The sequence below is a fragment of the Ferruginibacter sp. genome (genome assembly GCF_031430955.1).
Lineage (GTDB): Bacteria > Bacteroidota > Bacteroidia > Chitinophagales > Chitinophagaceae > Ferruginibacter.
In genome coordinates this window covers 1-11698 of sequence record NZ_JANPCM010000634.1, presented here as the reverse complement: position 1 = coordinate 11698, position 11698 = coordinate 1, and the positions used below count along the sequence as shown (strand labels likewise).

14 protein-coding genes and 1 pseudogene are annotated in these 11698 nt (G+C 36.9%); 9 read left to right on the top strand and 6 right to left on the bottom strand.

The annotated features are described in order from the left end of the window. A partial coding sequence (gene darT / locus ACY65O_RS18000) for a type II toxin-antitoxin system toxin DNA ADP-ribosyl transferase DarT (RefSeq protein WP_462222245.1) occupies positions 1-668 on the top strand: 668 nt, incomplete at its 5' end. After that, complete coding sequence (gene darG, locus ACY65O_RS17995; protein ID WP_462222244.1) at positions 668-1711, top strand: type II toxin-antitoxin system antitoxin DNA ADP-ribosyl glycohydrolase DarG; 1044 nt, start codon at positions 668-670, stop codon at positions 1709-1711. The genes darT and darG, both read left to right, overlap by 1 nt. Before the next feature lie 409 nt (positions 1712-2120). On the opposite strand, the gene ACY65O_RS17990 is transcribed toward darG, so the two are convergent. Further along, complete coding sequence (locus ACY65O_RS17990) at positions 2121-2333, bottom strand: hypothetical protein (protein WP_462222243.1); 213 nt, start codon at positions 2331-2333, stop codon at positions 2121-2123. 800 nt (positions 2334-3133) lie between these two features. Here ACY65O_RS17990 and ACY65O_RS17985 point away from each other — a divergent pair. Together ACY65O_RS17985 and ACY65O_RS17980 are read left to right on the top strand one after the other, a co-directional pair. Further along, a complete protein-coding gene (locus tag ACY65O_RS17985; RefSeq protein ID WP_462222246.1) occupies positions 3134-4138 on the top strand; it encodes a PDDEXK nuclease domain-containing protein in 1005 nt (334 codons plus the stop codon). Positions 4139-4304: 166 nt separating this feature from the next. After that, a complete protein-coding gene (locus ACY65O_RS17980; RefSeq protein ID WP_462222242.1) occupies positions 4305-4577 on the top strand; it encodes a hypothetical protein in 273 nt (90 codons plus the stop codon). Between the two features lie 20 nt (positions 4578-4597). On the opposite strand, the gene ACY65O_RS17975 is transcribed toward ACY65O_RS17980, so the two are convergent. From ACY65O_RS17975 to ACY65O_RS17965, 3 genes are all read right to left on the bottom strand, one after another. After that, a complete protein-coding gene (locus ACY65O_RS17975; protein ID WP_462222241.1) occupies positions 4598-5113 on the bottom strand; it encodes a hypothetical protein in 516 nt (171 codons plus the stop codon). A 247-nt stretch (positions 5114-5360) separates the two neighbouring features. Further along, on the bottom strand, positions 5361-5834 hold the full coding sequence (locus ACY65O_RS17970) for a hypothetical protein (protein ID WP_462222240.1): 474 nt from the start codon (positions 5832-5834) through the stop codon (positions 5361-5363). A gap of 252 nt (positions 5835-6086) precedes the next feature. Then, the gene (locus tag ACY65O_RS17965; protein WP_462222239.1) at positions 6087-6710 is read right to left on the bottom strand and encodes a hypothetical protein; all 624 of its coding nucleotides are present in this window, start codon (positions 6708-6710) and stop codon (positions 6087-6089) included. A gap of 157 nt (positions 6711-6867) precedes the next feature. On the opposite strand from ACY65O_RS17965, the gene ACY65O_RS17960 reads away from it, so the two are divergent. From ACY65O_RS17960 to ACY65O_RS17945, 4 genes are all read left to right on the top strand, one after another. Further along, entirely contained in the window at positions 6868-7548 is a 681-nt protein-coding gene (locus ACY65O_RS17960) for a hypothetical protein (RefSeq protein ID WP_462222238.1), read from the top strand. Further along, complete coding sequence (locus ACY65O_RS17955) at positions 7517-8572, top strand: sensor histidine kinase (RefSeq protein ID WP_462222237.1); 1056 nt, start codon at positions 7517-7519, stop codon at positions 8570-8572. The genes ACY65O_RS17960 and ACY65O_RS17955 overlap by 32 nt, the downstream gene beginning before the upstream one ends. Positions 8573-8646: 74 nt before the next feature. Beyond that, a complete protein-coding gene (locus ACY65O_RS17950) occupies positions 8647-9363 on the top strand; it encodes a 3-ketoacyl-ACP reductase (protein ID WP_462222236.1) in 717 nt (238 codons plus the stop codon). A gap of 34 nt (positions 9364-9397) precedes the next feature. After that, positions 9398-9622 (top strand): VF530 family protein, encoded by a 225-nt coding sequence (locus ACY65O_RS17945; protein WP_462222235.1) that lies wholly within the window; start codon positions 9398-9400, stop codon positions 9620-9622. 337 nt (positions 9623-9959) lie between these two features. On the opposite strand, the gene ACY65O_RS17940 is transcribed toward ACY65O_RS17945, so the two are convergent. Next, complete coding sequence (locus ACY65O_RS17940) at positions 9960-10451, bottom strand: hypothetical protein (RefSeq protein WP_462222234.1); 492 nt, start codon at positions 10449-10451, stop codon at positions 9960-9962. 45 nt (positions 10452-10496) lie between these two features. Then, on the bottom strand, positions 10497-10853 hold the full coding sequence (locus ACY65O_RS17935) for a hypothetical protein (protein WP_462222233.1): 357 nt from the start codon (positions 10851-10853) through the stop codon (positions 10497-10499). 233 nt (positions 10854-11086) lie between these two features. Between ACY65O_RS17935 and ACY65O_RS17930 the strand changes: the two are divergent. Next, positions 11087-11698, top strand: a pseudogene (locus tag ACY65O_RS17930) (MGH1-like glycoside hydrolase domain-containing protein); the annotation flags it as partial.

The window sequence follows — 11698 nt, the reverse complement described above, 5'->3', positions numbered from 1 at the left end:
GTTCGGTTTCATTTTCCAAGGTTTTAGAAACTGAAAAAAGGATGATCGAAAAGAAAACTTACATCTGGCGAATGACTTATTATCGCAATATTGGTTTCATATTGCGTAGCGGTTTGCATTGCTGTAATTGTGCTGTGCAGGATCCGGATTATATAGGTATTGGTTTTAAAACATTAATCAGCAATAGGGGTGCATGGCCTGTAAATATTGAACCAGCTGGTGTATTAAATGATTATATCCCATTCTATTTTCATTATAAAATGCCCATGCTGTATAATATTTTTAATAATGAAGTAACAGATTACAGGGGAAGGCAGGAAGAGATTATTTACCTGGTGAGTTCTGCAGAAAAAGTTGCAGAACTGCAGTTGCCTTTTGTATTTACCGACAGACATGCTTATGTTGTTTACAAAAATTTCTTTAATGAATACGCCGACCTTGAAAAACTTGACTGGCGAATTATTAAAGACGAAACATGGTATTTACAATATAGCCAGTTAAGAAAAGAATTAAAACAGGCAGAGTTTTTAATTCACCAGCATTTGCCGGTAGAGGGTATTTTAGGTATTGTTGCTCACAATGAAGAAATAGCTACATTTGTGAAAAATGAAATAGCTACGGCCGGACTCTCCCTTAAAGTTGCTGTAAAACCTGAATATTATTATTAATGATAAGCTACAAAAATAGTAACCTGCTGCAATCAGATGCAGAAGCTTTGGTAAATACCGTTAACATGGTAGGCATTATGGGCAAGGGCATTGCTTTGCAGTTTAAGGAATATTTTTCTCTCAACTTCAGGTTGTACCAAAAAGCCTGTAAAGCAAAAGAAGTAGTAATTGGTAAAATGTTTGTTACAGAAACGGGGCAGTTTACGGGACCAAAATACATCATTAACTTTCCAACTAAAACAGAGTGGAGAGCCAATACCCGGATTGAATATATTGAAGAAGGTTTAGATGATTTGATAAGGGTAATAAAAGAAAAGAATATTAAATCTATTGCAGTGCCGCCACTTGGATGCGGTAATGGTGGCTTGGATTGGAAAGATGTAAAACCGCTAATGGAGAGAAAGCTTTCTGCAATTGCTGCTACAGTAAATATTGAAATTTATGAACCAGGGCATCATGCATATGCAAAAACTACTGTTGGTTCACAAGCGCCTAAATTAAATAAAGTCAGGGCTCTGGTATTAGCGTTGGCTCAACGTTATAATATACTTGGCTTCGATATTTCACATTTGGAAATTCAAAAGTTGGCTTATTTTCTTCAAGCAATGGGGCAGCCAGATTTAAAACTTCAATTTGAAAAAGGTGCATACGGACCATACGCTGTTAATCTTAAACATTTACTGGCTTATTTGGAAGGATATTATTTTAAAGGACAAATCCGTTTTCAGGATATGAAACCAACAGATGCCCTTTTATTAGTTAAAGAGTATTTGCCGGAAGTGAATACAATTATTGAAAAAGAATTGACTGATGAAGAAAAAAACAGGTTAAAAAAATTAACTAGTTTAATAGAGGGTTTTGAATCGCCGTTTGGTTTAGAACTTTTGGCTACAGTTCACTGGGCTGCAAGAGAAAGTGGAAACAATTCATCTGTAGATATCATTAAAACATACATTAGTAACTGGTCGCCAAGAAAGAAATCGTTAATGACTGAGCCCCAAATTGGTATTGCACTGGATAGAATTAATCAACACTTTGCCTGATACTTCTTAATCTTCTAAGACAAGTTTAGAACTAACTTTTTGCCTTTGTTGGTGTTACGCACCAATCTTCGCTCCCTTCCTCGCCGTTGTTGCGTCTTATTGACCAACAACGAATAGCCCAAGCATGCTGTTACCGAAAAAAGCATTTCGCATTCGCAACAATCGTTTACTGCGATGCATCGTTTTCGCCGCCGTAGGTATTCGCTACTCAGCATACGCCCCGGCTGGTTCATGACCAACGGGTAGCATGGCCTACGCTGCATTTAAAAAAGTGTACAATAAATATAAAATATCGTAGCAGCATTATAAGTACAACGCCGTTGGTCAGGAGACCAGACGGCGGCACGGTGATGCTTCCTGTTTTGTTTACATCAGGTCAGGAGACCTGCCCCAAACCGGGAGGTTCTGTTCAACCTTCTCCCCCAACCTCTATTCCATCATTTCCAACGGGAAGTTCCGCCGGCACATCAGGGTCTTTAAAACTTTGTTTAACCTCCTCGGCTGTGTCCTCTTTTTTTGCATCCTTAATTTTTTCAACAACCGGTGGCAACCCATCTTGCGGCCGGGTTTTGCTTTCCGGTGTTTTGTCTACATCCGTTTGTGGTGTGTTAGTTTTATCCATTGCATTTCAATTTTATTATGATTGTGTAATTGATACTGCTAAAGAGATGCCAGAAAAAAAAAGTTTCGTTCCAGTGGAATTTTCTCGCCTTTGTTGGTGTTACGCACCAATCTTCGCACCCTTCCTCGCTGTTGTTGCGTCTTATTGACCAACAACGAATAGCCTAAGCATGCTGTTACCGAAAAAAGCATTTCGCATTCGCAACAATCGTTTACCCAACTGGCTTAAGTGTTTGGCCCTCTGGCGCAAGGTGTTCCGCTTTAGCGGATCACTTGTGTCTAACAGTTCCAGCGATTTTTAACCGCAGCTTAATGCAATTTATTTAAAAAGAGGCGGTATTGTTTATTTCTCATTGCTCTTATGTAGCTCTCTCACAATCCACCCCGGCAGCTTCGTCATCACTTCTCTAAAAAAAATAACGATAGTAATCAACCAGAGCTTGCCTGCAAGCCAGTGATCATTCTCAAAATAATTTATCCAATTTTCTTACCTTGGGTTGGCAAGGTTATAAACTACCTAACGATGTATAGTAACTTAAAAAAACTGCTATGGGTATGAGAAAAACTGTATAGCAAATCCATTCTTTTCAAAATGTATTTTTAGTATTTAAACGGTGCATACAAAATTTGGTGATCTTGTTTTATAAAAAAATAAACAATGAAATTTATATGAGCTAATGTTAGCAAACCCATCATGCTATAAAAAAACGCTCAACTTTTTAAAAGGCAAGCTTACCGGTTGGTATGAAGTTTACTTATTGAGGTAGTTTTAAAAAATAATTAAATGATAAAACAAATACAATTACAAAAGCCGCCGAAAAAGATTTATTCAATGAGCTGTCGCAACTTATTGAGCAAAGCCAGCAGCAGGTAGTGGCACAAGCCAATAGCACCCTTACACTATTGTTTTGGCATATTGGTAACCGCATTAATAAAGAAATACTTCAAAATAAACGGGCAGATTATGGCAAACAGATTGTGGCGACACTGTCTACACAATTGAAGGAAAGATATGGTAGAAACTTTGAGTTGGGCAACCTGCGTAGAATGCTACAGTTTGCCGAGCAGTTTCCCGATTTGTCAATTGTCGCGACACTGTCGCGACAATTGAGTTGGTCACATTTTAGAGAATTAATACCAATCAAAAACCAGGAAGCAAAACTGTATTATGCTCAGGCATCTGCCACACAATCATTAGGCGTAAGAGAACTACGCAAACAAATTAGCACCAAAACCTTTGAACGAAGCAGCATAGCCAATTTACAAAATACCAGTAACCATCCTGCCATCCACAACAGTTTTAAAGACCCCTATTTTTTAGATTTCTTAGGACTGCAAAATACTTATTTAGAAAAGGATTTGGAACAAGCGATTTTACGGGAACTGGAAGCCTTTATTTTAGAATTGGGCAAAGGCTTTGCTTTTGTAGAACGCCAAAAGCGGATGATAATTGATGGCGAAGATTTTCATTTAGACCTGCTTTTTTATCACCGGAATTTAAAACGTTTAGTAGCTGTAGAATTAAAGCTGGGTAAGTTTGAAGCAGAACATAAAGGCCAAATGGAATTGTATTTAAAATGGCTGGATAAATACGAAAAGGCAGCAGGTGAATTGCCACCGGTAGGCTTAATACTTTGTGCCGAAAGCAGCAGGGAACAAATAGAATTACTGGAGATGCACAAAGACGGCATAATGGTAGCCGAATACTGGACGGAACTGCCACCTAAAAAACAATTAGAAAAAAAGATACACAGTATTTTAATAGAAGCCAAAGAAAGAATAGACCGAAATAAGTTATCGGAATAACAACAGCCTTATACAAAACCTGTAACTATAAAAGTTTTGATTATAACAACTGAATTTTGCCGGCACTGTCGGCAAAATTGGGAAGGCAATTTGCAAAACACTGCCAAAATTCAATTGTCGTGCCACTGGCACGACAATTAAAAACAAACACTACATTCACACTACCATGGATAAATTGCTGTCCGATCTAAAAAAAGCCATTGAAATTTTTCATAAAAACCTTGCCATGCAAAAACCTTATTTGCAGCAAGAGGTAAGTAATCTTATTCAGCAAAATTGTACCAACCACCATATAATAGAAAGGCACCTGGATACCCTTTTAGATTTAGGTATGCATAATATTGGTAAAGATCTATTTATTCAACTGCTGGATTATTATAAAACTATAAATATGGAAGATGCTATGTTTTACCGGAATGAATATGATAAAGAAGATTAAAAATTTGCACACCAATCTCCTCACAACAACAACAGCACAATCGTTAACACCACACCCGCCAGCGTAAAATACAATCCCTTTTTAAAAATACTCGTCTTAGGCATAAACATCCAAAAGCTGGAGAGTACAAAAAACAATAACGATACACCAAAAAATATATTCAGGTAAAACAGAGGGTCTTTGGTACTGGCCTTGTGCAGGTGCGTTAATTTTTCTACCATTTTTGGTAACTGGGTGGTGGTATAACTTACTGCACCGGTGGCGTTATTGTACGTGCCGTTTTTAAAAGTTTGCACATCACCATTTATGGATTCTATTTTTAAATCACGGGAGCGGATGGCTTTGCCGAGTGCATCGGCAGTAAGGCCCGGCTGCAATTGCTGTTGTACCTGTTTGGTTTGTTTTAAAAAATTGGTATCTCTAAAAATAAGCACAATGCCGCTGAGGGCATACACGGCCATAATGCCCGCCAGAAAGAAACCGAGGTAACGGTGATAGATACGCATGGTATTGTGTACAGTGGCTTTGCTGCTCATTTATATTTTTAATTTGTTGCAAAGAAAAGGAAACAAAAAAACATAGCCACCAGAATAAGGAAAAGGATTTACAAAAAAGGAGATTATTTCACAAACAATAGTTTACTAAAAAATTGCCGCACCTCTTAAAAATCTGCTTGTCCAATTTCCTGCATAAAAAACAACAGCCACTGCAGCATTAACTTTTACTGTTGTAAAAAATACCCCAACTATAAAAACAGCCGGGGCATTTTTACAGGTGTAGTGTTTATGGCTGTACTTTATTGGTGTTGGCCACAATAACCGAAGCAAGCTGGCGGCCATTGGGCAGTTCGCTGGAAGAGTAATAAATTTTTAAAACATTATTGCTGCCTTTTTTAAGGCTGATAATATCCTGTACACTGCAGCTCATATCGCCAGGGGCAGTTGAGGCATCATTAAAACGCCATTCTTTTATCAATTTGTTTTGCTCATCTTTAATGGTAACAATTCTGTTTTTACCCACTTTACCGCAATGATGATAGCGGATGGTTAGTTTATCGTTGGCAGATGCGGAACTGAGCTGCAGGGTTTTTACATTTTCCATGTCTTTACCAAATTGCTGCAATACAATTTTACCGTTAAGGGAAATTTCAAATCCTTCGCCGCCAACTGGCGAGGCAGGTGAAAGTTTTGATGAGAAAGAAAGCAAAGTTGCGGCTATGGCAACCAGCATAAGTGTTTTACTGATAATTGATTTCATGACTTTAATTTTTAGAATACAAATTTGTATCAACAAAAACACAGGTGAAAAATATTTACACCAGGGGGAATAATGGCTTGACGAAAAGAACAATTGCAGTTGGTTGAGTTTACCCCGAATCTTAAAAAAAAATTAATGATATCAGAAATTCTTTTTTGTTGCCTTTATATTGATGCCATAAAAGAACAACCGGGTTTTAAAAAGATATCTTCCTAAAACCCGGCGGGCATAAAAACAAAACACAAAAAAAAATTAGTTGCTGTTTTTTGGTGGCGATGGATTGGTAGTTACTCCTGTAGTCTCCACTAAAAACTTATACTTAAAGGCTGGAGAAAAATCACTGGGATCGTCGCTGGTTACATAAATATTGTAACTTATTTGACCTGCGTTGGGAGGAACAGTGGGATTTACCGGGCCAAAAACAACATAAGTTGCGCTGGTAGCAGTTAATTTTTGCCTGATGGTGGTGTATTGGGCAGGCGATATTTGTAAGTTGCCTAAATAACTGCCCGATCCATACATAACGGGGCTTTGTCTGCCAATTAAAAGTTTAACATCGGGCAAACGGTCATTCCAACTGTTACTGTTACCCGTCCACCCACGCAGGGTAAAAGCATCAAGGCTATCATAAAATCTAAACGTTATTCTTGTGCCATTACCTAAGGCAGCAAAGTCGGCAGCAGTTATCCATAAGGTATCTAAATGGCCGCTTAAAAGATTGGCCTGCACTGTAACCGTTGCTGGTGGTGTGTTTGCTTCGGCAACGGTAGCATCGGTTTTGGGTACTGCAGCATCATTATTATTGCAGGAAGGTAATAGCAGCACCAGTACAATAAAAAATAAAAATGCACCCGCCAATAAAAAAATCTTTTTCATGATGATGGTTTAATGATTAAAGAATAAAAAAGGAAGATTATTTGAGTATGTAAAAGATAAACTGTAATTTCCTTAATGTCAAGCTTTCTGTAAAATTTTTTATCAGTACCCTTTATTTTATAAGTAAAAAAATATTCCTTGTAAATTATTGACAACGATGAAGGCACTGTTAGGCTTTATACTGGATTGGTCGGAAGTATGGGCACTGCTTATACCCATCATTTATTTTTTATTCCACCGCAGGCAGCCGGGTTTTTTAAAGCCGGTAATTATTTACCTGTTTGCTGCTCTGCTGCTAAATTTAACGGGTAATATTATTGCGGAGTATAAAATTTATCTTCCATGGTGGCTGCAAAGCAATAATCCATTATACAATGTACATTCTGTTATTCGTTTTATCTGTTTCAGTTATTTTTTTATAGCGCTTAACCAACAGGCATTTAAAAAGTGGTTGTATATTTTGCCTAATCTTTCCCTGTTAATAATAATTATTAATTTTAGTACGGTTGAAAATTTTGGCAACCCCAATCATTTAAGTGGTAATTTACTGGCGGCAGAAGCGTATTTGTTACTCATCTATTGCATGCTGTATTATCTTGCTAAATTAAGAGAGGAAGAAAGCGACCTTAGCAGCGGCCCCGATTTTTGGATTGTAACAGGGCTGAGTATTTATGTAGTAATTAATTTTTTTGTGTTTTTATTTTATGTACCCATGATAAACCAAAACCCTGCATTGGCAGATAATATCTGGAACGTACACAACATTGCTTACATTTTATTTTGCATTTTTATAACCAAAGCTTTTTATGCATCTGCTCGACATCAGCTTACAGTCTAGGGTTATCATTGGCATATCGGCCATGGTGCTGCTGTTTGGCAGCTTCATTATTGTGTTTATTGCCAACCAAAGAAAAAAATTACAGTACCATAAAAATTTGCAGGCCATTCATCAGCAACAGCAGCAACAGTTAATAGAACAAAACCTTAAACTGGAAGACAGGGTAAAAGAAAGAACAACCGCATTACAGGAACAAAAAGAAAATTTGCAGGTTGCTTTAACTAACCTTAAAGCCAGCCAGCTGCAATTGGTACAAAAAGAAAAAATGGCATCGTTGGGGGAAGTAGCTTCGGGCATTGCCCACGAAATACAAAACCCTTTAAACTTTGTAAATAATTTTTCGGAAATAACCGAAGAACTTTTGCTGGAAATGAAAGAACTGCTTGCAGCGGAAAATGGAAATGTAAAAACAACGGAGGAAATTGATTTACTGGTAGAGGATATTATTGAAAATCTTAAAAAAATAAATCATCATGGCAGGCGTGCCGATAATATTGTAAAGAATATGCTGCAGCATGGCCGGAGCAGCGGCAACGAAATTGTTTTGACCGATGTGAATTATTTAGCCAACGAATATATTAACCTGGCGTACCATGCTTTTAAAGTAAAAGACAAAACTTTTCATGCGGTAATAAATACGGCATTAGACCCCACGCTGGAAAAAATTAATATTATAGCAGAAGATATTGGCCGTGTGCTGATGAATATTTATGATAATGCTTTTTATGCCGTTAGCGAAAAGAGTAAAAAAAATGAACCCGGTTATGAGCCCACTGTAACTTTAACTACAAAAAATGAAGGCAACAAAATAAAAATCATCATCAGGGATAATGGTGTGGGCATTGCAAAAAAATATACAGATAAAATTTACCAGCCGTTTTTTACCACCAAGCCTACCGGCACCGGCACCGGCCTGGGCTTATCTTTAAGTTACGATATTATTAAAGCCCACCAGGGCGAAATAAAAGTAGATGCTGCTGAAGGTGAGTTTGCAGAATTTACTATTGAGCTTTTATACGATTAATTTTTACGCAAAATAAAATTACTTATCTCTCCAAAATATTCCTGTACTACATTTGCTTTTTTTAAAAAATAATTATGCAACAATTAAAAGATAAAACAGCTTTTATAACCGGCGGCAGCCGTGGCATTGGTAAAGCTATTGCAATTGCATTGGCAAAAGAAGGCGTTCATATTATAATTACCGGCCGCAACGAAGCATCATTGCAGCAAGCGCAGACTGAAATAAGTAAAGAAGGTGTGAAGGTGATGTATGCAGTAATGGATGTTGGTAAAAGGGCTGATGTAGAAAAAGTTATTGCAGGCATTACAGCAAAATCGGCACCGGTTGATATACTGATAAATAATGCAGGTATAGGTGCCTTTGGTAATTTTTTAGAAATGCCACCAGAAAAATGGGAAGAAATTATACAGGTAAATTTATTGGGGGTGTATTATACCACCAGGGCAATTTTACCGGGTATGATGGAAAGAAAAACCGGCGACATTATAAACATTTCTTCCACCGCAGGTGAAAAAGGTGCAGCAGTTACCAGTGCTTACAGTGCATCAAAATTTGGATTGCTGGGCTTAACAGAATCTTTAATGATGGAAGTAAGAAAACACAATATAAGAGTGTGTGCATTAACACCAAGTACAGTAGCTACAGATATGGCGATAGATCTAAAATTAACCGATGGTAACCCTGATAAAGTTTTGCAGGCTGAAGACCTGGCAGAATTGGTGGTGGCACAATTAAAACTTAACCGCAGGGCCTTATTAAAAACGGCCTCGCTGTGGTCAACTAATCCATAACATATTTTTTTAAAAATGTACCACGCCTTTATTTATGCTGCCGCAAAAAAATAATCCTTTACACAATATTACGCTGGAGCAAATAATGAATTATTTAGTAGAAACCTGTGGTTGGCAATACTTGGCAGAACAAATCAACATTAATTGTTTTCAAAATAATCCCACTATAAAATCGAGTTTAACTTTTTTACGCAAAACGCCGTGGGCACGTACCAAAGTAGAAAATTTCTATTTGTATGTAAAGAGAAAAAATAAATAAATTATCAGTAGCTGCTTTTTAGTTTTTATGCATAAAAAAGGGGCTGGATAGAAATCCTGCCCCGTTTAAATCCAATATCCTATGAAAAACCGAGTTGCGAAAAGCTGTGGTTAAGAGCTGATCAATTATGTATATCCAATAAAGGAATTATTTATTTGTATTAAAGTATTGTACTGTTTAATAATATAAATGTATATCAATACAATCAAAAAAAGCTACGAAATTAGTAAACGGTTGGTTTTATTTAGCAAAAGTAAAATAGTTTATAAATATTGCTGTTTACAAAGTAATTAAATGCCTTTAAAATATTCAGTTTTAAATACTGACCTGTTAAACGCTATTCGCACAATTTAATTGTGTCGGTGCTTTTACTGCTAAGCTGCAGCTTGATAATTTTATTAGCCTTATTGTAATATAAAATAAGTGTGCCGTATTTTGTTTGAAATGCATCCCAGCTGGCATCTTTTATTTTAGGGTAGCCCAGCCATTTAAATAAAGTGTTGCGGCCTGCACCCATCAGCGGTAAAGAAAGTTTACCTTTAAAGTTTTGTGTTATTTCAATGTAATCTCTTTCGGTATAAAAATCAATGCCTTTGTCTTTATAAAAAATACCAGCACATTTTTTACCGGCATCAGTTTCTGCTATTTCGCTGTAGCAGGGAAAAAATGTTTTTATTTCACCCATGGTTGATTTGGCGCTTAAATCATCATTTAATTTTCCTTCCAGCACATCTACTTTAAAAACGGGGCATGCAGTGGTTGTTTTTAACTGAGCACTGGCCAGTTGGGTATTTAAAATTACAGCAGCAATTAAAAAGATTTTTTTCATATTTATTGGTTTAAATTTTGTGCTATTTTTTAGCAGCTTACCGGCTTAATGAGGTTTAAATGCAGGATCGCTGTACATAGTTTTATTAAAAAGGTAATATTTGCCATCGTTGTAATTGCGCCAGTAGCGGTGGCCATCCACATCATAATATAATCTGCCATCAAAACTTTTTTTTGCAACATTGTCATTTACAATAATTACTTTGGCAACAGGTGCTGCCGGTGCTTTTTTTACTGCCGGTTTTTTTATTACAGGGTTAGCCGCATTACTGGTATTGCTTACTGTTGCAGTATTGGCTGATGATTGCGGCACATTCTTTTTACCGCAGCTAAACATTAGTACGGTTAACGAAATACCTACAGCAGTAAAGTATTTTACAGGCATTGCTTTTTGCTGTACCATCCAATTTCTTTACCAAAAACTGTTAAAATGTCGGTTCCGGGTAAAAAGATTGTTTATTTATTCATTATAGTAATTAGCGATACACCAAACGATTGCAGCTGTATTTTATAAGAAGCTGTTATTGCTTCTTTTAAATTGATTATTTTTATACCTCAAATTTTCAACGATTGACTGCTGTAAAATGTTGTACGGTTGTTTAGCAACTGCGGCATCAGTATTTTTAAATTATAATAATGACAGCAGAACACCAACGCTTAAAAGTAAATAACGAAAAGCCAGTACCACTGGAGCAATGGGGCCCGTATCTAAGCGAAAGGCAATGGGGTACAGTAAGAGAAGATTATGGCGTTTATGGCGATGCATGGGGGTATCTTCCTTTCGATCAGTCGCATTACAGGGCTTACCGCTGGGGCGAAGATGGTATTGCCGGTATATCCGACTATTTTCAAAACCTTTGTTTTGCCATTACTTTATGGAATGGTAAAGATAAAATTTTAAAAGAACGCCTGTTTGGTGTGGGCAATTACGATGGCAACCATGGCGAAGATGTAAAGGAATTATATTATTACCAGGATAATATTCCCACACATTATTACATGGAGTATTTGTATAAGTATCCGCAAAACGAATTTCCATACAGCGATCTTTTAAATACCAACCGCAACAGAAGTAAACTGGAACCTGAGTATGAAATTTTAGATACCGGCGTTTTTAAAAACGATGAATATTTTGATGTAAAAATTACCTACGCCAAACAAAGCCCCACCGACATTTATATTAAAATTGATATTACCAACCGCAGTACCAAAGATGCACCGGTAACACTGTTGCCTACTTTATGGTTT

Excerpts from the sequence above, each read along its gene's own strand:
- darG (WP_462222244.1), top strand. The coding sequence starts at position 668 with ATGATAAGCTACAAAAATAGTAACCTGCTGCAATCAGATGCAGAAGCT.
- ACY65O_RS17990 (WP_462222243.1), bottom strand. The coding sequence starts at position 2,333 with ATGGATAAAACTAACACACCACAAACGGATGTAGACAAAACACCGGAA.
- ACY65O_RS17980 (WP_462222242.1), top strand. The coding sequence starts at position 4,305 with ATGGATAAATTGCTGTCCGATCTAAAAAAAGCCATTGAAATTTTTCAT.
- ACY65O_RS17975 (WP_462222241.1), bottom strand. The coding sequence starts at position 5,113 with ATGAGCAGCAAAGCCACTGTACACAATACCATGCGTATCTATCACCGT.
- ACY65O_RS17970 (WP_462222240.1), bottom strand. The coding sequence starts at position 5,834 with ATGAAATCAATTATCAGTAAAACACTTATGCTGGTTGCCATAGCCGCA.
- ACY65O_RS17965 (WP_462222239.1), bottom strand. The coding sequence starts at position 6,710 with ATGAAAAAGATTTTTTTATTGGCGGGTGCATTTTTATTTTTTATTGTA.
- ACY65O_RS17960 (WP_462222238.1), top strand. The coding sequence starts at position 6,868 with ATGAAGGCACTGTTAGGCTTTATACTGGATTGGTCGGAAGTATGGGCA.
- ACY65O_RS17955 (WP_462222237.1), top strand. The coding sequence starts at position 7,517 with ATGCATCTGCTCGACATCAGCTTACAGTCTAGGGTTATCATTGGCATA.
- ACY65O_RS17950 (WP_462222236.1), top strand. The coding sequence starts at position 8,647 with ATGCAACAATTAAAAGATAAAACAGCTTTTATAACCGGCGGCAGCCGT.
- ACY65O_RS17945 (WP_462222235.1), top strand. The coding sequence starts at position 9,398 with ATGCTGCCGCAAAAAAATAATCCTTTACACAATATTACGCTGGAGCAA.
- ACY65O_RS17940 (WP_462222234.1), bottom strand. The coding sequence starts at position 10,451 with ATGAAAAAAATCTTTTTAATTGCTGCTGTAATTTTAAATACCCAACTG.
- ACY65O_RS17935 (WP_462222233.1), bottom strand. The coding sequence starts at position 10,853 with ATGGTACAGCAAAAAGCAATGCCTGTAAAATACTTTACTGCTGTAGGT.